The organism is Thalassococcus arenae (genome assembly GCF_019104745.1).
Classification (GTDB): Bacteria; Pseudomonadota; Alphaproteobacteria; order Rhodobacterales; family Rhodobacteraceae; genus Thalassococcus_B; species Thalassococcus_B arenae.
Map to the genome: position 1 here is coordinate 696,598 of NZ_JAHRWL010000001.1, position 20,301 is coordinate 716,898.

A 20,301-nucleotide genomic window follows, 5' to 3' on the forward strand; every position below is an offset into this window, starting at 1 on the left:
CCTTCAGCGCCACTCGACGGTTTCGGTCAGCGGCGCGCGGGTCGTCCGAAAACCGTTGGCGGGGTGGTCCGGATCGGCATAGCCGCAGGCGATACCGCACAGCAGGTCGCGATCCGCGGCGATCCCGAACCACGCGCGCAGGAACGGCGCATAGCCCGCGACCGACGCCATGGCTGTCGACGCGATGCCGCGCGCCTGCAAGGCCAGCAGCGCCGCCGTGACGAAGGCGCCGCAATCGAGCACACCGTAGGGGCCAAGCGCCTTGGGCGTGGTGACCAGCATCACGTGCGGGGCGCCGAAAAAGCGGAAGTTCTGCATCATCTGCCGCGCCGATCCCGCGCGGTCACCCTTTTCGATGCCAACCGCCTCATAGAGCTGCCATCCGCATTCCGACCGCCTTTGCTTGTAGACGCCTTCATAGGCCGCGGGAAAGGGAATGTCCGGGGCATGGTCTGCCGTCTGGACATGGGCAAACAGCGCCTCGCGCAGACGGTCTGTCTCGGGCGCCGAGCAGGCAAGGACCTGCCAGGGTTGGGAATTGCACCACGACGGCACGTGCTGCGCAGTCTCGAGAGCCGCTTCGATCTCGGCGCGCGGAACCGGATCGGGTCTGTAGCCGCGGCAGGTGAAGCGGGACTTGATCAAATCCTCGAAAGCAGCGGGGTCGGTCACAGCAGGCCCTCTTTCTTGAGTTCGTTCAGGATCAAGGGCCCGTGTTCGCCGCGTCCGGGGATCGGGCCGGACCGTGCGATCGTGCCGTCAAAGCGCGGCGCCGGCGCGGGCGCACCGTCGCACCAGATACCACGCGCGGCGATATGCGCATCGGCCTGCGCCTCGGCGGGGCTGAGAACCGGACCGACGCAGGCATCGGTGCCGGAGAAAAGCGCAGTCCAGTGGTCGCGGGACTGCGCTGCAAAGAGCGTGGCGAGCGCCCGTGTCTGTGCCGGCCATTGGCCGGGATCGAATTGGTCGACGAAGAGAGGATCACCGGTGAGGCCGAGACGGTCGAGGAACAGCGCGTAGAATTTCGGCTCGAGGCATTGCACGGCGACGTGACGCCCGTCGGCGCAGGCATAGCACCGCGACCAGTGCGGCCCGTCCAGCAGCGAGGCGCCGCGCGCCGTGGTCGAGAATTGCGCGCCCATCGACAGCAGCAGTGCCATCATGTGGCTGGCCCCGTCGACGATGGCGGCGTCGATGACCGTGCCGCGGCCGGTCCGCTGTGCGTTCAGCAAGCCCGCCAGCATCCCCACCGCCAGATAGAGCGCACCGCCGCCGATATCGCCCAGAAGCGTCGGCGGCACGCCGGGCACATCCCCCGGCAGGCCGGCGTAGAACAACGCGCCGGACAGGCCGAGGTAGTTGAGGTCGTGACCGGCCTGCGCCGCGCGCGGCCCGGACTGACCCCAGCCGGTCATGCGGCCGTAGACAAGCCGCGGATTGAGCTCGTGCGCCGTGTCCGGACCAAGCTCCAGGCGCTCCATCACGCCCGGACGCAGGCCTTCGATCAGACCGTCCGAGCGGGCGATCAGCGCACGGGCGACGGCGATGTCCGCGGGTGCCTTGAGGTCGAGCGAGATGGACCGCTTGCCCCGATCGAGCAGGTTGGCGGCCTGCTTGCCGGGTATGTCCGACGCGCCCTTGCGATGAACCACCGTAACCTCGGCGCCCAGATCGGCCATCAGCATGGCAGCGAAGGGTGCAGGCCCCAGGGCCTCGAATTCGACGATGCGGATGCCGTGCAGCATGTCTGTCCTCCCGCCCGGACGGTGGCGCAGATGGCAGGCGATGAAAAGGGGCCTTGCCCCTCTGCCGCGCAGGCGCGGCATTCACCCCAGGATATTCGGAAATCGGAGAAGGACAGGGTGTTTCGCTTTTGTTCGCGCCGGGTTATCTGAGGGTCATGACGGAGTTGCCGGTTTCCCTGAAACGCTGGTTCAGCAAGCGCGGCTGGACGCTGCACCCGCATCAGCGCGCGATGCTGGACCGGACAGGTGAAGCGGCGCTGTTGCTGATCGCACCGACCGGCGGCGGCAAGACACTGGCGGGATTTCTACCAACCCTGGCCGAGTTGGGTGCGGCGCCGGGGCCGGGTCTGCACACGCTCTATGTCAGCCCGCTCAAGGCCCTCGCAGCGGATATCAAGCGCAATCTGCGCACGCCGATCGACGAGGCGGGGCTGGCGATCCGGGTCGAGGACCGCACCGGCGACACGCCTTCAAGCCGCAAGAAGCGCCAGCGCGCCGACCCGCCGCACATCCTGCTGACAACGCCGGAAAGTCTGGCGCTGCTGACCAGCTACGAGGATGCCCCACGGATGTTCGCGGGACTGCAGCGGGTGATCGTCGACGAGATCCACGCCCTGGCGGAAAGCAAGAGAGGCGACCAACTGATGCTGGCTCTGGCGCGCCTGCAGGGGATGTGCCCGGGGCTGCGCCGGGTGGGGCTGTCGGCGACGGTAGAGGACCCGCAGGCGATTGCCCGGCTGCTGGCCCGTCATCCCGATCCCTGCGACATTTTGCTGGCCGATCCGGGCCCGGACCCGGATATCTCGATGCTGGTGACGGACGAGGCGCCGCCCTGGTCCGGCGGAGGCGCGAAATACGCCATCCCGGCGGTGCTGGAACAGGTCAGGCGCCACAGGACGACGCTGATCTTTCACAACACCCGCGCGCAGGCCGAGATCTTTTTCCACAACCTGTGGCTGGCCAACGACGACGGTCTGCCGATCGGCATCCACCACGGCTCGCTCGACCGTCAGCAGCGCGAAAAGGTCGAGGCGGCGATGGTGGCGGGTCAGTTGCGGGCCATCGTCTGCACCGGTTCGCTGGATCTGGGCATCGACTGGGGCGACGTGGACCTGGTGATCCAGGTCGGTGCGCCGAAGAACGTCAAGCGGCTGGTGCAGCGGATCGGGCGGGCCAATCACCGCTACAACGCGCCGTCCAAGGCGATCCTGGTGCCCGCCAACCGCTTTGAGGTGGTGGAATGCGTGGCGGCGCTCGAAGCGGCGCGCGCGCATCAGCTGGACGGCGATCCGCGTGGGCCGGGGCCGCGCGACGTGTTGTGCCAGCACATCCTGATCGCGGCCTGTTCGGGACCGTTCGAGACCGATGCGCTATACGCTGAGATGACCAGCGCGGGCGCCTACGCCAATCTGAGCCGGGACCAGTTCGACGCCTGCCTGGAATTCTGCGCCACCGGCGGCTACGCGTTGCGCGCCTACGACCAGTGGCAGCGGTTGCAGCAATTGCCCGACGGGCGGTGGCAATTGCGCGATCCGCGCGCGGCGCAGCGCATCCGGCAGAACATCGGCACGATCCAGGACACCGACACGCTCAAGGTGCGCTGGCGCGGGCGCGGCGGGGCGCCTTTGGGCGAGATCGAGGAAGGCTTTGCCGCCTCGCTGACCAAGGGCGACACCTTTCTGATCGGCGGGCAGATCGTACGCTACGAAGGGCTTCGCGAAATGACGGTGGAGGTCACGCGCGACCCGGGCCGCAAGCCCAAGATCGCCACCTTCATGGGCACCAAGTTTTCGACGTCGACGCAATTGAGCCATCGCATCCTGCGCATGTTCCGGCAGGACAACTGGCCCGACTTGCCGCCCCATACGGCACAATGGCTGGCGTTGCAGCGCAAGGTGTCCCGACTGCCCGAACCGGGGAGGCTGCTGGTCGAGACGTTTCCCCGTGACGGGCGGCAGCAGCTGGTGGCCTACGGCTTTGCCGGACGCAATGCGCAGCAGACGCTGGGGCTCTTGCTGACCAAGCGGATGGAGGAGATGGGCCTGGCGCCGATGGGATTCGTGTCTACCGACTACGCGACGCTGATCTGGGGGCTGGACGCGGTGACGGACCCGGCGCCGCTGTTCGACATCGCCGCGCTCGAGGCCGGGGTCGACCAATGGCTGGCAGGCAACGCGGTGATGAAACGCACCTTTCGCGCCAGCGCCACGATCGCCGGGCTGATCGAGCGCAATATCGGTGGGCAGCGCAAGACCGGGCGGCAGGCGACGATGTCGTCCGACATCCTGTACGACACGCTGCTGAAATACGACCCCGACCACCTGCTGATGCAGATCACCCGCGAAGAGGCGATGCGCGGGCTGGTGGATTTCGCCCGCATCCGCGAGATGGCCGAGCGGGTGGGCGACCGGATCGACCACGTGGTGCTGGACCGGGTAACGCCACTGGCGGCGCCGCTGTTCCTTGAAGCCGGGCGCGTGCCGGTCAACGGTCTGGCGGACGAAAGGCTGCTGGAGGAAGAGGTGACGCGGCTTCTGAACGACAGCGGACTGGCGCAGATCGAAGTCAAACCGCGCTGGCGCGTGCCCTATTGACTTGCGCGGCCAACGCGGGTGCGGCAAGAACCAAGCATGAACAAATTCACGTTCTCCTTCGCCGGTTCTGAACTGTCGGCCCTGGCTTCGGGTGGGCTGTTCTGGCCCGCGCAAGACCTGCTGGTCGTGTCGGATCTGCACTTCGGCAAGGCGGCCCGGTTTTCGGCGGTGGGCGGGTCGGCGCTGCCGCCCTACGAGACGCGCGAAACGCTGACGCGGCTGGAAAAGGATCTGTCCGAAACCGGGGCGCGGCAGGTGATCTGCCTCGGCGACAGCTTTGACGCACCGGGGATCGAGACCGCCTTGCCCGAGGACGATTTGTTGTGGATCAGCCGCTTGATGGCCGGGCGACGCTGGACCTGGATCGCCGGCAATCACGATCCTGCACCGCTTGGCCTGGCGGGATCGCATCGGTCGGAAATGTCCGTCGGTCCGCTGGTCTTCCGGCATATCGCAAAGGCCGGGGCCACCGGCGAAGTGTCTGGCCATTACCACCCCAAGGCGCGCATCACAGCACGGGGACGCGCGATTTCACGTCCTTGTTTCCTGATCGACGAGGCCCGTTTGATATTGCCGGCCTACGGTCATTTCACCGGTGGGTTGTGGTCGGACAGCACGGTCCTGTGCGCGCTGATGGCGCCAGAGGCCCGCGCGATCCTGACGGGTAAGACGCTTTTCGAGATCCCGATGCCACGCCGCGCGATGGCCTAGATCAGGCGTTGGCGCCAGAGCACCAGACCAGCCACCGCCATCGCGCCCAGAGAGGCATACCGCGCTTCACCCGACGCGGCGGCCAGACCGTCGGCCGCCAGGCCTGCACCCAGAGGCGCCAGCACGACGAGGCTCAGGCAGACGGCGGAAGCGAAGAATTGCCCCCTTGCCCAAAGCGGTGCCGTGTCGCGGTGGTGCAGGGTGTTGGCCCACACGTAAATCATGGCCGACGCGAGCAGTGCGCCGGATCCGATCAGCATCTCCATCTGGGAAAGCTCCGGAGGGCTTTCGCGATCCCCCTGCCCCGCCATCGGGGCAAGCCATCCGGGACGCGGCCCTCACGCGGAGATTGGGATCGGGGCGGCCCCGTGCAAGAGAGGCTGGACGGAATATTTCGCGGCCACTAGCGTATCGGGATGTTCGACGCCGACCGCATCCGCCAGAGCTTTGCCCGCCAGGCATTCATGACCACGTTCGAGGCACGTTTGGACGAGATCGCCCAAGGCGCGGTGACGATCAGCGCACCGATCCTGCCCATCGCCGCGCAGCAGCAGGGCTATGCGCATGCCGGGCTGACCTTTGCCCTGGGTGACAGTGCGGCCGGCTATTCCGCGCTGTCGCTTTTGCCTGCCGATCAGGAGGTCGTGACGTCGGAAATGAAGATCAACCTGCTGGCTCCGGCAACGGGTGATCGGCTGGTGGCCCGTGGCCGCGTCGTCAAGCCGGGTCGGCGGTTGATCGTGGTCCTTTCAGAGGTGTTCTGCGGCGACCGGCAGGTGGCGCTGCTGACAGGGACGATGGTACCAGTGCCGGCGTGATCCTTGCCATTAATTAACGAATCTGTTAATTAACAAAAATGGCAAATATGGAGCAAACCTTTGCCGCGCTGGCGGACCCGACGCGGCTTGGCATCGTGATGCGCCTCGCCGAAACCGGCGAGATCGATGCAACCGACCTGGCAAGGCCGTTCGCAATCAGCGCGCCCGCCGTCTCGCGACACCTCAAGGTGCTGGAACAGGCAGGATGGGTAACGCGCCGACGGATCGGCACGCGGCGGCCGGTGCGGCTTGACCCCGCGCGGCTGGACGAGGTGCAGGTCTGGACGGGGCGGCTCCGGGCCGCTTTGGCAGCCAACTATGCCCGGCTCGATGCGCTACTGGACAGTGAAAAGGACAACCCATGAACAAGATGACCATGACCAAGGTCGGCGAAACCGACCTGCGCGTGATCCGCCGTTTCGACGCCCCGCCCGAGGCCGTCTACGACGCCCATGTCGATGAGGCCAAGATCAAGCGCTGGATGCTGGGCCCCGAAGGCTGGTCGATGCCCGACTGCGTGATCGACGCGCGACCCGGTGGGGCATTTTCCTATACCTGGGAGAACCAGGGCGGAGAGCGTTTCACCATTCGCGGCACCTTCGTATCGTTCGACCCGCCGCACCGGATCGTGCACGAGGAGACGATGGAGATGGGCGACGACACCCCGCCGATGAGCCGCGTCACCACCGAATTCGCCGCCGATGGCGACGGCACATTGATGACGATGGTGATCTCCTACGCCAGCGCCGAGGCGCGCGAAGGCGCCGTGGCCAGCGGCATGGAGGAAGGCATGGCCTTCAGCTATGACAACCTGGACCGGATGGTCACCGTCTAGACCGTCAGCCCCTGCGGTTCGGCCAGCCCGTTGGCGCGGCAGCAAGCGGTGACCGTGTTGGCCAGAAGGCAGGCGATGGTCATCGGCCCCACCCCGCCCGGAACCGGGGTGATCGCGCCGGCCACCGCGGCGCAACTGTCGAACTGGCAATCGCCCACCAGTCGCGTGCCGCCCTCGGGCTTGTCGACGCGGTTGATACCGACGTCGATCACCGTGGCACCGGGCTTGATCCAGTCGCCCGGCACCATTTCGGGCCGGCCCACCGCGGCGACGACGATGTCCGCGCGGCGCACGACACCGGCCAGGTCCTTGGTCCGGGAATGCGCGATCGTCACCGTGCAGCTGTCGCCCAGCAAGAGCTGCGCCATGGGCTTGCCGACGATGTTCGACCGCCCGATCACCACCGCGTCCATCCCTGACAGACTGCCGTGATGGTCGCGCAGCATCATCAGGCAGCCCAGCGGCGTGCAGGGCACCATCGACTTCTGCCCGGTGCCCAACAGGCCGACATTCGAGATGTGGAAGCCATCGACATCCTTGGCCGGATCGATGGAGTTGATCACGAGGTCTTCGTTCAGGTGCTTGGGCAGCGGCAGCTGCACCAGGATGCCGTGCACGTCGGGATCGTTGTTCAGTTGCCGGATCGTTTCGAGCAGCTCGGTTTCCGAAATATCGGCATCGAACCTGTGCTCGTAGGAATTCATGCCCACCTCGACGGTCTGCTTGCCCTTGGAACGGACGTAGACCTGGCTGGCGGGGTCTTCGCCGACCAGCACCACCGCAAGGCCGGGCGTGATGCCGTGTTCGCTTTTCAGACGCGCGACATGCTCGGCCACCTTGCCGCGAACTTTGGCCGCAAAGGCCTTGCCGTCAATCACCGTCGCCGTCATCGCGTCTTCCTTCCGCTTTCATCCGCCGGGCTGGCTTGGTCAGCCGTCGACACCCGCCTTGCCGATCACCCGCTCTTCGCGGGCGATCACTGTTTCGATCATGATCCGCCACATCGCCTGGGCCAGTTCGGGGTCGAGTCCGCTGGCCAAGGCCTTGTCGCGCACGTTGGCCAGCACCGCGTCGACCCTGCTGGGAGCCCGTGCCGCGATGCCCTCGCGCGCCTTCAGGTCGGGAGCGCGGTCGGTATAGCGTTCGCGCTCGGCCAGCAACGCGACCAACTCGCTGTCGATCTGGTCGATGCAGACCCGCAGGTCAGCCATCGAGCGGATGGTGTCGGGTGCAGGGCGTGTCATGTCGAAGTCCTTTCGCAACGCACCCTGCCCTATCCGGCATTCCGACCCGACGGACAACCCGCCGAATTGGCGCAGGTCAGGCCGATCTGCCGGTCAGAACAACCCTTCGATCTGGCCTGCGTCGTTCAGCCGGATCGCTTCGGCCGAAGGCACTCGGGGCAGGCCGGGCATGGTCATGATCTCGCCGCAGATCGCCACGACAAAACCGGCACCGGCTGACAGCCGAACCTCGCGCACCGGCACGGAATGGCCGGTGGGCGCACCGCGCAAGCTCGGGTCGGTCGAAAAGCTGTACTGCGTCTTGGCCATGCAGACCGGCAGGTTGCCATAACCCTGCGCTTCCCATTCCTTCAACTGAGTGCGGATCTTCTGGTCGGCCAATACTTCGTCGGCGCGGTAGATCCGCTTGGCAATCGTTTCGATCTTTTCGAACAGGCCCATCTCGTCGGGATAGAGCGGCGCGAATTGCGCTTCGCCCTTCTCGGCGATCTCGGCCACGCGGCGGGCCAGATCGGCCGAGCCCCTCGAGCCGTCGGCCCAGTGTTTGGACAGGATCGCCTCGGATCCCTGGCTGGCCACGTATTCCCGTACGGCATCGACCTCGGCCTCGGTGTCGCCGGCGAAGTGGTTGATCGCGACGACCACCGGCACGCCGAAGGATTTCACGTTCTCGATGTGACGGCCCAGGTTGGCGCAGCCCTTTTGCACCGCCTCGACGTTTTCCGCGCCCAGATCGGCCTTGGCGACGCCGCCGTTCATCTTCATCGCCCGCACCGTCGCCACCAGCACCACGCAATCGGGCGCCAGGCCGGCCTTGCGGCACTTGATGTTCATGAACTTCTCGGCACCCAGGTCGGCGCCGAATCCGGCTTCGGTCACCACGTAATCCGCCAGCTTGAGCGCAGTCGTCGTGGCGATCACCGAATTGCAGCCATGGGCGATGTTGGCGAACGGGCCGCCATGAACGAAGGCGGGATTGTTTTCCAGCGTCTGCACCAGGTTCGGCTGCATCGCGTCCTTGAGCAGCACCGTCATCGCGCCGTCGGCCTTGATGTCGCGGGCATAGACCGGGCTCTTGTCGCGGCGATAGGCGACGATCATGTCGCCCAGGCGCTTTTGCAGGTCGGCCAGATCGGTAGCGAGGCAGAGGATCGCCATGACTTCGGACGCGACGGTGATGTCGAAACCGGCCTGCCGCGGAAACCCGTTGGCCACGCCGCCCAGCGACGTCACCACGTCACGCAGCGCCCGGTCGTTCATGTCCAGAACCCGGCGCCAGGTCACGCGGCGGGTGTCGATATCCAGCTCGTTGCCCCAGTAGATGTGATTGTCGATCATCGCCGCCAGCAGGTTGTGCGCGCTGGTGATGGCGTGGAAATCGCCGGTGAAGTGCAGGTTCATTTCCTCCATCGGCACGACCTGGGCATAGCCGCCACCGGCGGCGCCACCCTTCATGCCGAAGTTCGGACCCAGCGAGGCTTCGCGGATGCAGACGCAGGCCTTCTTGCCGATCGCGTTCAGCCCGTCGCCGAGGCCCACGGTGGTGGTGGTCTTGCCCTCGCCCGCCGGGGTCGGGTTGATCGCGGTGACAAGGATCAACTTGCCGTTCGGGCGGTCCTTGACCGAGTTGATGAATTCCTGGCTCAGCTTGGCCTTGTCGTGGCCGTAGGGCAGCAGGTGCTCCGACCCGATGCCCAGCTTCGCACCGATCTCCTGGATCGGTTTCTTGTTCGCCTCGCGGGCAATTTCGATGTCGGACTTGAAGGCCATGGATGTCGTCCCTGTCGGCTTTGGTGGTCTGGTTGACACAGGGATAGCCGCGGCGAAATGCACGCAGCACTGCGAATCCGACATTTCCACCCCGTCTTGCGGCGCGGTTCACGAACATGCGTTGCGGATCGGAAACCTCGTCACGCTCGCAGAAACCCCGGATGGTTTCAGATGATGGGGGACGGCGCCCAGGGGCGCTGGTCGGGAACGTGCAGACGCAGGACATCGCCCAGGGCCAGGGCACCGGGGCGTTCGACCCAGGCCGTGACGCCGCGCCGCCCCTTCGCGGCTGCCTTGAACGCGTTGCCGTGACCGGCGGCATCCGCCTCGATCTCGCGCCCCGGCAGCACGCAGGGGCGGTTCTGCATGTCCACGACCATGGTCACACCATCAGCCCCCTGCAGGCGGGAAGACGGTGGCAGATGGCTGAAATCCGGCAGCCCCTCGACAACGACACTGGCCCCCAGCCAGACAGGATCCAGCGTCGTCAGCCCGATCTCGGTCGCGATCAGAGCCAGTTCCTCGGCCGAAACGATGGACAACTGGCGCACGTTGCGGATTTCCGTGCCCTTGGGGTGTTGACTGGTCACGCGGCTGCACGACGCGCGCGTCAGACCGGCGTGGCGCTCGTTTTCGGGCCCTTCCCAGCCCAACGTCAGATAGTCGACCGCCTGAGACCGGATCGCATCACCCGCGACCGGCACGCGACCCAGCCAGGTGATGCGGGCGGAATAGTCGGTCGGTAGCAATGCGGGCATGACGATGTCCTGAAATGGCGGTGGATCAAGGACGGCCGCGAGTGCCGCGAAAGTCAACCTGTGCATCGTGAATTCGCATTCACGAAAAGCGCGTTCTACCCGGGCGAAGGATGGGCCCTGGATCAAGCCATCGGGCGACCCCAGGCGGTGAAAGGTGGTGGTCTCGGCGTGCGGACCCCCGGCAAGGCACCCGTTGTGCGCATCCCGGCATGTTCGACCGATCCGTCAAAGAACGCCCCGGACCCTTGCACGGGCTCCGGGGCATCCGAACTGAAAAAACCCGTTTCGCGCGTCAGACCGACGGTTCGGGTTCCAAGTCGCCCGCCGGTTTGGCCTTGGGTTTGGTCTTGGGAATGGCGGTCAGGCTGGGCTTGTCGTCCTCGGCCGCGCCCGATCCGTCCACGTCGTCGGAATGAGGCGGTTCACCTCGCATGACACGTTTGATCTCGTCCCCGGTCAACGTTTCGTATTCCAGCAGACCTTGCGCCAACCGCTCCCACTCTTCCTTGCGCTCGGTCAGGATTTCAAAGGCACGGTCATAAGCGTCCTGGATGAACCGTTTGACTTCGTCCTCGATCAGCTCCTTGGTGTGCGCTGAAACGGACAGGCCCGCCGTATTGCCCTGGTACCCTTCGTGCGCCTCGGCATAGTCGATATTGCCGACCTTGTCGGACATGCCCCACCGCAGCACCATCGCCCGCGCCAGCGCGCTGGCCTGCTGGATGTCGCCCGCCGGGCCGTTCGAGACGTTTTCGGGGCCGTACTTGATGATCTCGGCAGCCTTCCCGGCCATCGTCATCGCCAGCTTTTCCTCGCACTCGGATTTGTGCCAGTTCAGCCGGTCGATCTCGGGCAGGCTGACCACCATGCCCAGTGCGCCGCCGCGGGGAATGATCGTCGCCTTGTAGACCGGGTCGCATTGCGGAAGCGCCAGCCCGACAACGGCGTGCCCGGCCTCGTGATAGGCGGTCTTTTCTTTCTGCTCGGCGGTCAGGACCATGCTGCGCCGCTCGGCGCCCATCATGACCTTGTCCTTGGCGTTCTCGAAATCCTCCATCGTGACGAAACGCCGGCCGACGCGCGCGGCCATCAGCGCCGCCTCGTTCACCAGGTTCGCCAGATCCGCGCCCGAGAAACCGGGCGTGCCGCGCGCGATGATGCGCAGGTCGACATCCGGGCCCAGCGGGGTCTTGCGGGCGTGCACGCCGAGGATCTTTTCGCGGCCCTTGATATCGGGGTTCGGCACCGTCACCTGCCGGTCGAACCGGCCGGGACGCAGCAGCGCCGGGTCGAGCACGTCGCGGCGGTTGGTCGCGGCGATGATGATGACGCCTTCGTTGGCCTCGAAGCCGTCCATTTCCACCAGCAGCTGGTTCAGCGTCTGCTCGCGCTCGTCGTTGCCGCCACCGTAGCCCTGACCACGGGCGCGACCGACGGCGTCGATTTCGTCGATGAAGACGATGCAGGGCGCGTTCTTCTTGGCCTGCTCGAACATGTCTCGCACGCGGGACGCACCCACGCCCACGAACATCTCGACGAAGTCTGAGCCCGAGATGGTGAAGAACGGCACGCCCGCCTCGCCGGCGATGGCGCGCGCCAGCAGCGTCTTACCGGTGCCCGGAGGGCCCACCAGCAGCGCGCCCTTGGGGATCTTGCCGCCAAGGCGGCTGAACTTCTGCGGGTTGCGCAGGAATTCCACGATCTCTTCCAGCTCTTCCTTGGCCTCGTCGATGCCGGCCACGTCATCAAATGTCACGCGGCCATGCTTCTCGGTCAGCAGCTTGGCCTTGGACTTGCCAAAGCCCATCGCCCCGCCTTTGCCGCCGCCCTGCATCCGGTTCATGAAGTAGATCCAGACACCGATCAGCAGCAGGAAGGGCAGCAGGCTGAGCAGGAATGCCTGGAAACCCGACTGCTCTTGCGATTTCGCGCTGACGGGCACGTTGTTCTCGATCAACAGGTCGGTCACCGCCGCGTCCTCGGGCTTGACCGCGACAAAGTCTTCGCCACCCGTCGTGCGGAAGCGGACCTGTTCTCCGTCGATCACCACCGAACTGACCGACTTGTCCTCGACCGCGCGGACGAATTCGGAATAGCTGGCCTCGCGGCTCTGCATCGTGGTGCCGTCGCCCGAGAACAGGCTGAACAGCGCCAGGATCAGAAAGAACAGAACGACCCAGAAGGCGAGATTGCGTGCGTTGCCCAAGGAAAATCCTCCGATCACGGGGGCGCGGAGGCGTCCCCACTCGTGTTGCCGCTTAACATAGCCATGGTTGACGCGTGTTCAATGCGAAACCCCGATCACTGCATCAGAAGAAACCGCGCGAACCGGACCGGTTCGGGGGCGTCCGAAGGCAGGACCGTGGTATTTCCCGGACCCAGCCCCATGGCGTCGCAGGCGACCAGCCGCGCGCCGTCCCACAGCGACGGTAGCGACAGGGCGATGCGGTGCGGCGGTGCGTCGTCGGGCCGGTCGGGCAACTGTTGCCAGCCGTCTTCACCCAAGGCCCGCACGATCAGACCCGAAGGCGCGGCGTCGGTGATCCTCCAACGCCCGTCCCAATGCATGTGTTGCCCGGCAACGGCGCGGGTCTGCGCCACGGCGGCGAATTCGCGAAACACCGTGGGCCGCCCGCCGACATGCTGCACCTCGCAGCCGTGCAGCGTACCGCCGCCGCCGCTGACAACGCGCTGGCGCAGGTCTTCCAGAGCTTCGGCGCGGGGGGCGTATTCTGCACCCGAAACGTATCGCAGCATCGCCGCCAGCAACCGCCGCTGGGTGCCAGGTTCGACCGGACCGTGCCAGTCGGGGTCCAGCGACAGCGTACCATGCCCCGCGCTGCCATAGGCGCGCCAGACATCCACGGCGCGGGCGATCAACGCGAACCGGTCCTCGCGCAGCCGCTTTGCGGTGGCCGCGAGCGTGGCGGCGCCGATCCCTTCGGCCCCCAGCAGAGCCAGCAGCCGCCGCATCCGGGCGCGGTCATAGGCCGGATCTTCGTTGGACGGATCTTCGACCCATCGGCCCCTGAGCGTGCGCAGGTAGTGGCGCAACTCGGCCCGGTCCATGTCCAGGCAGGGGCGCTTGATCCAGAACCGTTCGCCGGCGCTGCCCGGCGGGCAAGCGCCCGAGCATTCGGGCGGCAAAGCGTCGGGCACCGCACGCACCTGGCGGCTGGCCCGCATCGCCGACAGCCCGTCCAGCCCGGACCCGCGCGCCAACCGCATCAGGAAGGTTTCGGCCACGTCGTCGCGCGTATGAGCCATCAGCACGTGGTCGATGCCGCCGCGCCAGCGATCGATCAGTGACAGCCGGGCACGGCGGGCGGCGTCCATCACATTGCCGGCGCCGTCCCAGTGCCAGCGCAGCGTGGCGTGCGGCCAGCCCAGCGTTGCGCATTCCCCGGCGACCATAGCCGCCTCGGTGGCGCTTTCGGGGCGCAAGCCATGATCGACCGTCACCACCCACAGTTTCACGCCCCAGGCGCGGGTCCAGTTATGCGCGAGATACAGCATCGCCATGCTGTCGCCACCGCCCGAGACGGCCAGCGCGATTTCGGTGGGAAAGTTGGGGCCCAGCAATTGCCCCATCGCCGCGGCAAAGCGATCGTCCAGCGACGCGTTCACGGGCAGGTCAGGCGCCCCAGGCTGGCCTGCGATTCCGTCACGAACTGCGTCGCTTGCGGATACCGGCGGGCGACCTCCTGCAGGGTCACGCAGGCCTCGGCGGTGCTGCCCAGTGCGGCCAGCGCATCACCCAGTCGCCACAGGGCTTCTGGCGCGGGTTCACTGTCGGGGAAATCGGCATAGGCGCGCAGGTAGCGCCGGGCGGCTTCGCGCGTGTCGCCCAGACCGGCCAGCGCCTTGCCTTCGCCCAACAGGGCGGCGGATTCCAGCGGCCCTAGCGGATAGGTCTCGCGGAAGGCCGCAAAGAGGTCGACGGCGCCGCGAAAGTCACCATTGGCGAGCGCCTCCTGCGCCCGCCGGAAATCCGCCTCTTCGCTGACGGCCAGTTGCGCGCCGCCTGTCGGCAGCGGGGCTTGCGCCGCAGGCGCGGGTGCAGGTGCGGGTGCGAGCGCCGGGTTGGCCGCGGTCTGCGGTGCGACGCCACCCAGTTGCGGCGTGTCGCCCAGGGCGCCGATATCACAATTCGGTTCCAGCTCGCACAACCGGAATTCAAGATCTCCGACGCGGTTGGTCCCGTCCTGCACGACCTGGTTGATGCGGAATTCCAACTGTTCGGTCTTGGATGTGATCCGTGCCAGTTCGGCCTCGATGGCAACCAGCCGATCGTAGCTCGATCCACCCACCTGCACGCCGGTCGACCCGGTCGTGTTCAGTTCCTGCTTGAGGCGCTGGATTTCCACGTAGAGCACCGACAGGTCCTGTCGGATATCCGCCAGCGTGCCCGGCGCCTGCTGTGCCAGCGCCGGGACCGCTGCTGCGGTGCATAGGATCAGGGCCAGACCGAATTGCCGCATATCAGCTGAGCGCCCCGGCCGAGATGATCGTCACTGCACGGCGGTTCTTGGCATAGCACGCCTCTTCCGAGCACAGTTCGATGGGGCGTTCCTTGCCATAGCTGATGAACTTCAGCCGGCTTGCCGGGATGCCCTGCGAAATCAGGTATTCCATGACCGCGTTGGCGCGGCGGGCGCCCAGGGCAAGGTTGTATTCCCGCGTGCCCTGTTCGTCGGCATGGCCTTCGATCACCGCCAGGTAATCGGAATTGGTGGTCAGCCAGCGCGCCTGCGCGTCCAGCGTGGTGCGGGCTTCCGGCGACAGCGTCGACTGGTCGACGGCGAACAGCACGCGGTCTCCGATGGCCTGCTGGAAATGCGCGACCGAAGTCGGGTCATCGACGCTGCCCGGCACAATGGCCGGCGCCTGGGAAAAGCCGCCGCCCGCGTTGGCATCCGCGTCGGCACCCCCGGCACCGAACCGATTGGGATTGGTGCAGGCCGCCGCGGCTACCAGCGCGATCAGCATGGCCGTTGTTCTGAGTTGTTTCATGTCTCTGTCCTGCTCGTTGTCGCGCGCAGGCTAACACGGTCTGCGCGCAGGGGGAATCACGTCTATTGGAGCGGTCCCCAACTGGGGTCCGAGGCACCTTCGGGGGTGCGTACCCGTTTGAGGTTGCGGCCCGAGATATCGACCGAGTAGAGCGCCGAGGCGCCCTGTGCGCCCTGGGTTTCGCGGGCGAACATGATGACGCGACCGTTGGGCGCCCAGGTCGGCCCCTCGTCCAGGAAGGATGCGGTCAGCAACCGTTCCTCGGACCCGTCGGTTCGCATGACACCGATATGGAAACGCCCGGCATGCTGCTTGGTGAAGGCGATCAGGTCGCCGCGCGGCGACCAGACCGGGGTTCCGTAGCGCCCTTCGCCAAAGCTAATGCGGGTCGGCTCTCCGCCGCCGGCGGGCATGATGTATAGCTGCTGGTTGCCCGACCGGTCCGACTCGAACACGATCTGGCGGCCGTCCGGCGAATAGCTGGGCGCGGTTTCGATAGAAGGCGCGGTGGTCAGCTGACGCGGCACGCCGCCATTGATGTCCATCGCCCAGATATCGGTGTTGGATCCCTGCGTCAGCGAGTAGATCACGGTGTTTCCGTCCGGCGAGAACCGCGGCGCAAAACTCATCAGCGCATCCGAATTCGTCGGCAGGACACGGCTTTGCACCGCGCCCACGTCCAGCACGTGCACCCTTGGAAAACCGGTGGCATAGCTGGTGTACAGCACACGGTTGCCCTGCAAGGAAAAGCGCGGGGCCAGCACGATGGCCGAGCTGTCGGTCAGGAACTGCACGTTGGCGCCGTCGTAGTCCATGATCGCCAGGCGTTTGGCTCGCTGGTTCTTGGGTCCGGTTTCCGACACGAAGACGACACGGCTGTCGAAATAGGCCGCTTCGCCGGTGATGCGGGCATAGACCTGGTCGGCCACCTTGTGGGCCAACCGACGCCAGCCGTCGCTGCCGGCGGCGAACTGCATCCCCTCGCCCAGCTGCGCGTCCGAGAACACGTCCCAGACCCGAAACTTGACGGTCACGCGCCCGCTGCTGTCGGTGGCAACGGCGCCCGTCACCAATGCCTGGGCGTTTATCGCCTTCCAGTCCGCGAACTGTACCGGGCTTTGAAAACTGGTGATGCGCGAGATATGCGCCTCGGCCGGGATCTCGCGAAACAGACCGGTGCCGGTCAGGTCCTCGGCGACGACGCGGGTGATCTGATCGGCGAATTGCTGCGCCTCGGGGTTTTCGGCGACAAAGACCGGCACCGCGAAAGGCAGCGGCTCGACCACGCCTTCGGTGATTTCCAGCCGAAGCGGACCGTTTTGCGCCATCCCCGCCGCGGCAAACAGCGTCGCGACGGCAAATCCAGCCGCCAGACTCGTGAAAAACTGCCTCATTCCTCGAACTCCCTCGGTCGGGCACCGGCCATGCGCGAAGCCCCGCCAGCGGTTTTGCTCAATATACAAAGGTTTTCCGCGCCCGAGAACACCCCGAACGGCCTATCGCGGCAAGGATTCGCCATTCCGATCATCTCAGACGCATTTCCGCGGGGTTGAACGTGATCTCGATCTGCCGCCATTGGTCGTATTTGTCTTCCGGCAGTTTGTACCCATCCGGCCCCTGGCAGCGCAGGATCGCGCGGCGGGCGGATTGATAGGCGGCTTCGACCGCCGCGCCCGATCCGCCGGACGAGGCGATCATCCGCAAGCTGGATGTCACGACCTTGCCCGACCGCTCCATGTCCATCGCCACGGTCACGGTCACATTGGCGGCCTGGCTGCCGACATCGACGACCCAGCATTCCTGCACCGCGACGCGCAAGCCTTCGCGTTCGCCACGGGTCAGCGGCGGGCCCGCGGGCACGTCGGGCGACGGGTCGGCCGCGCCGCCCAACGCTTCGGCCAGCGCGGCATTGACGCCGCCGGTCTGGTCCGCCGGTGGTTGCGGCGCGGGTGTCTCGGCCGGCGGCGCGGCCGCGGTCGCGGTTGCCGGCCGCGTGCGCGGACGGACCGAGCTGACGGGCGCCGCCGCGGGCTGTTCCGCTTCGGTGACGATTTCGGTTGCGGCTTCCTCCGGCGCGGTGGCTTCCTGTTCGGCCTCGGCCGTGCGGTCGCTTTCGGTGTCGGGCTGCGCGGCCTCCTGCACCTCCGGCGCAACGGCGACATCCTCGGGCGGCGGCGCCACCGCTTCGGGGGCGACCCGCGGCGCCGGGCGCGGTTTGGGGCGGACCGCCGTCTGCGGCGCGAAGATCTGCGGCGCCGGCGGCGCCGGCGTCACCAGTTCGGGCGGTGTTTCCTGCACCTCCGCCTGTGGCGGCGCGGGCGGCGTCGGATCTGGCGTAGGCTGCGGTTCCGGCGCGGGCGGCTCGGGCGCGGGCGGCTGCGGCGCGGGTGCCGGCGGTTCGGGCGCGGGTTCGGGAGCCGGCGGTTGCGGCGCGGGTTCAGGTTCGGGCGCCACGGGCTGTGGATCGGGCTCGGTCACCGCCTCGGGCGCCGGGGCGTCCGGCACGGCGGGCTGGGTCAGCGCCGCGAACTCGGCTTCGGAGATGATCGACACGTCGGCAACAGACATCGGCGGCGGGGCCGAACGGAATACACCCCCGAACAGCACCCACAGGATCAGAAGGCCATGCAGCCCGGCCGATATCTGCATTCCCCGTGTCATGGCCGTCGTCAGCCGCCCGAGCCGTCAAGGGTCGGGCCGCCGATATCGGTGACCAGCCCGATCGACGAAAAACCGCCCGCGTTCAGTGCCCCCATGACCTCGGCGACGCTGGCATAGGGAACCGACCCATCCGCCCGCAGGAACACCCGGTCATCCGATCGTTCGGCCGCAATGGCACGCAATCGGGACACCAATTCCTCGCGCGCGACCTCGGTTGTCTGGATCAACACCGTGCCGTCGATGGCAACGGTCACCGTCAGCGGCTCTTCGGTTTCCGAAGGCAAGGCGCTCGCAGCGGTCTTGGGCAATTCGACGGGTACACCCACGGTCAACAGCGGCGCGGCGACCATGAAGATGATCAGCAGCACCAGCATCACGTCGACGAAGGGCGTGACGTTGATTTCCGACATCGGTGCGGAACGGCCGCGGCGGCCGCGGCGCCTGCGGCTGCCGCCCCCGCCGGATTTCATCACCCCGGCCCCCATCGCTCAGCTGTCCAACTGGCGGCTGAGGATGGTCGAGAACTCGTCGGCAAAGCTTTCGTAGCCCGCGACGATCCGGTCGCTGTCGGCCGAGAACTTGTTGTAGAAGACGACTGCGGGAATGGCGGCCAGCAGGCCCAGCCCGGTCGCCAGCAAGGCCTCGGCGATGCCCGGCGCCACAACGACCAGCGAGGTGTTCTGCTGCTCGGCGATCTCGATGAAGGAATTCATGATCCCGAAGACGGTGCCGAACAGGCCCACGAAAGGGGCGGTGGACCCGACGGTGGCCAGAACCGGCAAGCCTTTCTGCAGGGCTTCGGCCTCTTTCTGGATGGCGACATCCATCGACCGGTCGATCCGGGCATGGGCGCCGGCGATCAGGCCGCCGTCGTCGCGATGGCTGCGCTGCCATTCCACCATGCCGGCGGCAAAGATGCGTTCCGAGCGTCCGGCCGGCTCGGGGCCTATCTGGTCGAACAATTCATCAAGCGGCTCGCCCGACCAGAAGGCCCGGTCGAACCGGTCGGCTTCGCGCCGCGCGGTGCGGTAGGAGTAGAACTTTTCGAAGATGATGCCCCAGGCCCAGATCGACGCCACGATCAGCATCAGCATCACGATCTTGACCGTCAGGGTCGCGCGCGCGAACAGGCCCCACATCGAAAAATCGACCTCGCGCGCCAGTGCCAGCGTTTCTGCTTCCATGAACCTGCTCTTTCTCCGTGACCCCTGTCCCAGGGCCTTGGCGGGGGTTTACCCGATTTGACGGGGAAAGGCCAATGGAATAACGCGTCACGGCCCCGTGATGCGGGCGGGAATTCGCTGGTTCTGTTACATGCACCAGCGGGTGCGCAAGGTCAGTGAACCGGCTTGCGGATCACCGCCGGCAGGCGTGCGGGATGGCCATCGATGGTGACGCAAACAGCCGTGACCTCGGCCCGGAACAGCAGCGTGCCACCGCGCCAGACTTCCTGCCCCATGACCAGCCGGACCCCCGTCACGGCGGTGGTCACGGTGCGCACCTCAAGGTGGTCGTCGTATTTCGCGGGGGCCAGATAGTCGGCCTCGATCCGGCGCACGACAAAGACGATGCCGTCGCGTTCGCGCATGGCGTTCTGGTCCAGGCCCATTTCGCGGACCCAGTCCGACCGCGCGCGTTCGATATATTTCAGATAGTTGGCGTGGTAGACGATGCCCGCCATGTCGGTGTCTTCGTAGTAGACGCGGATCGGAAAAATATGGGTCATGTCCGGGCCCCTCAGGTTGCGCCGCACCGTATGAGGCCGTCTCGGCAGGCGCAAGCGACCAGCGCCGGGTCACCGCTTGCGCCGCCCTCCGGCGCTGCGGCTGTGGAAATCCGGTGGTCGGCGGGCGACCCAGCGGATGAAGGCGGCCATGCGGGGATGGGCGCGCAGGGCCTCGACCGTGTGATACTCACGCGCAAGCTCGGCCTCGGTGAAGGTCGCATGGATCTCGTTGTGGCAGATCTGGTGCATCAGCACGACGGGTCCGCCCTTGCCGCCCTTCAACCGCGGGATCAGGTGATGCAGGCTTTGCCGGGCATGGGCCGGGATCGGGCGGCGGCAAAGCGGACAGAGCGGTATTTCATCGAAATCACTCAGGGGTTCGGCCCTTGTGCTGACCATGGCGACGGGGCAAGAGTGTGACCC

General features: G+C 66.6%; 22 protein-coding genes. 5 read left to right on the forward strand and 17 right to left on the reverse strand.

Features of this window, described 5'->3' with window-relative positions; genetic code table 11:
- Positions 1 to 3: 3 nt before the first annotated feature.
- The gene (locus KUH32_RS03415; protein WP_217776661.1) at positions 4 to 672 is read right to left on the reverse strand and encodes a nitroreductase; all 669 of its coding nucleotides are present in this window, start codon (positions 670 to 672) and stop codon (positions 4 to 6) included.
- A complete protein-coding gene (locus KUH32_RS03420; RefSeq protein WP_217776662.1) occupies positions 669 to 1,748 on the reverse strand; it encodes a CaiB/BaiF CoA transferase family protein in 1,080 nt (359 codons plus the stop codon). Before KUH32_RS03420 ends, KUH32_RS03415 begins: the two co-directional genes overlap by 4 nt.
- A gap of 155 nt (positions 1,749 to 1,903) precedes the next feature.
- Here KUH32_RS03420 and KUH32_RS03425 point away from each other — a divergent pair, with 155 nt between their 5' ends.
- Both KUH32_RS03425 and pdeM read left to right on the forward strand, forming a co-directional pair.
- Positions 1,904 to 4,342 (forward strand): ligase-associated DNA damage response DEXH box helicase, encoded by a 2,439-nt coding sequence (locus KUH32_RS03425; protein ID WP_217776663.1) that lies wholly within the window; start codon positions 1,904 to 1,906, stop codon positions 4,340 to 4,342.
- A gap of 36 nt (positions 4,343 to 4,378) precedes the next feature.
- Entirely contained in the window at positions 4,379 to 5,053 is a 675-nt protein-coding gene (gene pdeM, locus KUH32_RS03430) for a ligase-associated DNA damage response endonuclease PdeM (protein WP_217776664.1), read from the forward strand.
- On the opposite strand, the gene KUH32_RS03435 is transcribed toward pdeM, so the two are convergent.
- Positions 5,050 to 5,319, reverse strand: coding sequence for a hypothetical protein (locus KUH32_RS03435; RefSeq protein WP_217776665.1), 270 nt, complete (start codon positions 5,317 to 5,319; stop codon positions 5,050 to 5,052). The two genes, pdeM and KUH32_RS03435, sit on opposite strands and share 4 nt — an antisense overlap.
- Before the next feature lie 150 nt (positions 5,320 to 5,469).
- On the opposite strand from KUH32_RS03435, the gene KUH32_RS03440 reads away from it, so the two are divergent.
- From KUH32_RS03440 to KUH32_RS03450, 3 genes are read left to right on the forward strand one after another with little or no spacing between them, the layout of a single operon-like run.
- The gene (locus KUH32_RS03440; protein WP_217776666.1) at positions 5,470 to 5,871 is read left to right on the forward strand and encodes a PaaI family thioesterase; all 402 of its coding nucleotides are present in this window, start codon (positions 5,470 to 5,472) and stop codon (positions 5,869 to 5,871) included.
- A gap of 47 nt (positions 5,872 to 5,918) precedes the next feature.
- Complete coding sequence (locus KUH32_RS03445) at positions 5,919 to 6,236, forward strand: ArsR/SmtB family transcription factor (RefSeq protein ID WP_217776667.1); 318 nt, start codon at positions 5,919 to 5,921, stop codon at positions 6,234 to 6,236.
- Positions 6,233 to 6,706 (forward strand): SRPBCC domain-containing protein, encoded by a 474-nt coding sequence (locus tag KUH32_RS03450; protein ID WP_217776668.1) that lies wholly within the window; start codon positions 6,233 to 6,235, stop codon positions 6,704 to 6,706. The genes KUH32_RS03445 and KUH32_RS03450 overlap by 4 nt, the downstream gene beginning before the upstream one ends.
- Here the strand turns inward: KUH32_RS03450 and folD are convergent.
- The 14 genes from folD to KUH32_RS03520 all read right to left on the reverse strand — a co-directional run bounded on the left by folD (position 6,703) and on the right by KUH32_RS03520 (position 20,277).
- Positions 6,703 to 7,596, reverse strand: coding sequence for a bifunctional methylenetetrahydrofolate dehydrogenase/methenyltetrahydrofolate cyclohydrolase FolD (folD, locus tag KUH32_RS03455; RefSeq protein ID WP_217776669.1), 894 nt, complete (start codon positions 7,594 to 7,596; stop codon positions 6,703 to 6,705). The two genes, KUH32_RS03450 and folD, sit on opposite strands and share 4 nt — an antisense overlap.
- A 39-nt stretch (positions 7,597 to 7,635) precedes the next feature.
- A complete protein-coding gene (locus tag KUH32_RS03460) occupies positions 7,636 to 7,950 on the reverse strand; it encodes a chorismate mutase (RefSeq protein ID WP_254898974.1) in 315 nt (104 codons plus the stop codon).
- A 93-nt stretch (positions 7,951 to 8,043) separates the two neighbouring features.
- Positions 8,044 to 9,720: a formate--tetrahydrofolate ligase gene (locus KUH32_RS03465; protein WP_217776670.1), complete on the reverse strand. Its 1,677-nt coding sequence runs from the start codon at positions 9,718 to 9,720 to the stop codon at positions 8,044 to 8,046.
- Between the two features lie 167 nt (positions 9,721 to 9,887).
- Positions 9,888 to 10,478, reverse strand: a complete 591-nt coding sequence (locus KUH32_RS03470; protein ID WP_217776671.1) for an MOSC domain-containing protein — start codon at positions 10,476 to 10,478, stop codon at positions 9,888 to 9,890.
- Positions 10,479 to 10,770: 292 nt separating this feature from the next.
- Positions 10,771 to 12,684, reverse strand: a complete 1,914-nt coding sequence (gene ftsH / locus KUH32_RS03475) for an ATP-dependent zinc metalloprotease FtsH (RefSeq protein ID WP_217776672.1) — start codon at positions 12,682 to 12,684, stop codon at positions 10,771 to 10,773.
- Between the two features lie 95 nt (positions 12,685 to 12,779).
- The gene (tilS, locus tag KUH32_RS03480; protein ID WP_348541079.1) at positions 12,780 to 14,105 is read right to left on the reverse strand and encodes a tRNA lysidine(34) synthetase TilS; all 1,326 of its coding nucleotides are present in this window, start codon (positions 14,103 to 14,105) and stop codon (positions 12,780 to 12,782) included.
- Positions 14,102 to 14,959, reverse strand: coding sequence for a tetratricopeptide repeat protein (locus tag KUH32_RS03485; RefSeq protein WP_217776673.1), 858 nt, complete (start codon positions 14,957 to 14,959; stop codon positions 14,102 to 14,104). The genes tilS and KUH32_RS03485 overlap by 4 nt, the downstream gene beginning before the upstream one ends.
- A gap of 1 nt (position 14,960) precedes the next feature.
- The gene (gene pal / locus KUH32_RS03490) at positions 14,961 to 15,491 is read right to left on the reverse strand and encodes a peptidoglycan-associated lipoprotein Pal (RefSeq protein WP_217776674.1); all 531 of its coding nucleotides are present in this window, start codon (positions 15,489 to 15,491) and stop codon (positions 14,961 to 14,963) included.
- 62 nt (positions 15,492 to 15,553) lie between these two features.
- Complete coding sequence (tolB, locus tag KUH32_RS03495; protein WP_217776675.1) at positions 15,554 to 16,885, reverse strand: Tol-Pal system beta propeller repeat protein TolB; 1,332 nt, start codon at positions 16,883 to 16,885, stop codon at positions 15,554 to 15,556.
- Positions 16,886 to 17,015: 130 nt separating this feature from the next.
- Positions 17,016 to 18,140, reverse strand: a complete 1,125-nt coding sequence (locus KUH32_RS03500) for a cell envelope biogenesis protein TolA (protein ID WP_254898975.1) — start codon at positions 18,138 to 18,140, stop codon at positions 17,016 to 17,018.
- A 20-nt stretch (positions 18,141 to 18,160) separates the two neighbouring features.
- Positions 18,161 to 18,637 (reverse strand): protein TolR, encoded by a 477-nt coding sequence (tolR, locus tag KUH32_RS03505; RefSeq protein WP_217776677.1) that lies wholly within the window; start codon positions 18,635 to 18,637, stop codon positions 18,161 to 18,163.
- A gap of 3 nt (positions 18,638 to 18,640) precedes the next feature.
- Positions 18,641 to 19,336 carry a protein TolQ gene (gene tolQ / locus KUH32_RS03510; protein WP_217776678.1) on the reverse strand — a complete coding sequence of 232 codons (696 nt, stop codon included), beginning with the start codon at positions 19,334 to 19,336 and terminating at the stop codon, positions 18,641 to 18,643.
- Positions 19,337 to 19,488: 152 nt separating this feature from the next.
- Entirely contained in the window at positions 19,489 to 19,878 is a 390-nt protein-coding gene (gene ybgC / locus KUH32_RS03515; protein ID WP_217776679.1) for a tol-pal system-associated acyl-CoA thioesterase, read from the reverse strand.
- Between the two features lie 69 nt (positions 19,879 to 19,947).
- Positions 19,948 to 20,277, reverse strand: coding sequence for an HNH endonuclease family protein (locus tag KUH32_RS03520; protein WP_217776680.1), 330 nt, complete (start codon positions 20,275 to 20,277; stop codon positions 19,948 to 19,950).
- Positions 20,278 to 20,301: the final 24 nt, after the last annotated feature.

Coding starts and splice junctions, on each gene's coding strand:
- KUH32_RS03450 (WP_217776668.1), top strand. CDS start 6,233: ATGAACAAGATGACCATGACCAAGGTCGGCGAAACCGACCTGCGCGTG.
- KUH32_RS03440 (WP_217776666.1), top strand. CDS start 5,470: ATGTTCGACGCCGACCGCATCCGCCAGAGCTTTGCCCGCCAGGCATTC.
- KUH32_RS03470 (WP_217776671.1), bottom strand. CDS start 10,478: ATGCCCGCATTGCTACCGACCGACTATTCCGCCCGCATCACCTGGCTG.
- tolB (WP_217776675.1), bottom strand. CDS start 16,885: ATGAGGCAGTTTTTCACGAGTCTGGCGGCTGGATTTGCCGTCGCGACG.
- pal (WP_217776674.1), bottom strand. CDS start 15,491: ATGAAACAACTCAGAACAACGGCCATGCTGATCGCGCTGGTAGCCGCG.
- tolQ (WP_217776678.1), bottom strand. CDS start 19,336: ATGGAAGCAGAAACGCTGGCACTGGCGCGCGAGGTCGATTTTTCGATG.
- ybgC (WP_217776679.1), bottom strand. CDS start 19,878: ATGACCCATATTTTTCCGATCCGCGTCTACTACGAAGACACCGACATG.
- pdeM (WP_217776664.1), top strand. CDS start 4,379: ATGAACAAATTCACGTTCTCCTTCGCCGGTTCTGAACTGTCGGCCCTG.
- tolR (WP_217776677.1), bottom strand. CDS start 18,637: ATGGGGGCCGGGGTGATGAAATCCGGCGGGGGCGGCAGCCGCAGGCGC.
- KUH32_RS03520 (WP_217776680.1), bottom strand. CDS start 20,277: ATGGTCAGCACAAGGGCCGAACCCCTGAGTGATTTCGATGAAATACCG.
- KUH32_RS03445 (WP_217776667.1), top strand. CDS start 5,919: ATGGAGCAAACCTTTGCCGCGCTGGCGGACCCGACGCGGCTTGGCATC.
- KUH32_RS03460 (WP_254898974.1), bottom strand. CDS start 7,950: ATGACACGCCCTGCACCCGACACCATCCGCTCGATGGCTGACCTGCGG.
- KUH32_RS03500 (WP_254898975.1), bottom strand. CDS start 18,140: ATGCAGATATCGGCCGGGCTGCATGGCCTTCTGATCCTGTGGGTGCTG.
- KUH32_RS03485 (WP_217776673.1), bottom strand. CDS start 14,959: ATGCGGCAATTCGGTCTGGCCCTGATCCTATGCACCGCAGCAGCGGTC.
- KUH32_RS03435 (WP_217776665.1), bottom strand. CDS start 5,319: ATGGAGATGCTGATCGGATCCGGCGCACTGCTCGCGTCGGCCATGATT.
- KUH32_RS03425 (WP_217776663.1), top strand. CDS start 1,904: ATGACGGAGTTGCCGGTTTCCCTGAAACGCTGGTTCAGCAAGCGCGGC.
- folD (WP_217776669.1), bottom strand. CDS start 7,596: ATGACGGCGACGGTGATTGACGGCAAGGCCTTTGCGGCCAAAGTTCGC.
- KUH32_RS03420 (WP_217776662.1), bottom strand. CDS start 1,748: ATGCTGCACGGCATCCGCATCGTCGAATTCGAGGCCCTGGGGCCTGCA.
- KUH32_RS03465 (WP_217776670.1), bottom strand. CDS start 9,720: ATGGCCTTCAAGTCCGACATCGAAATTGCCCGCGAGGCGAACAAGAAA.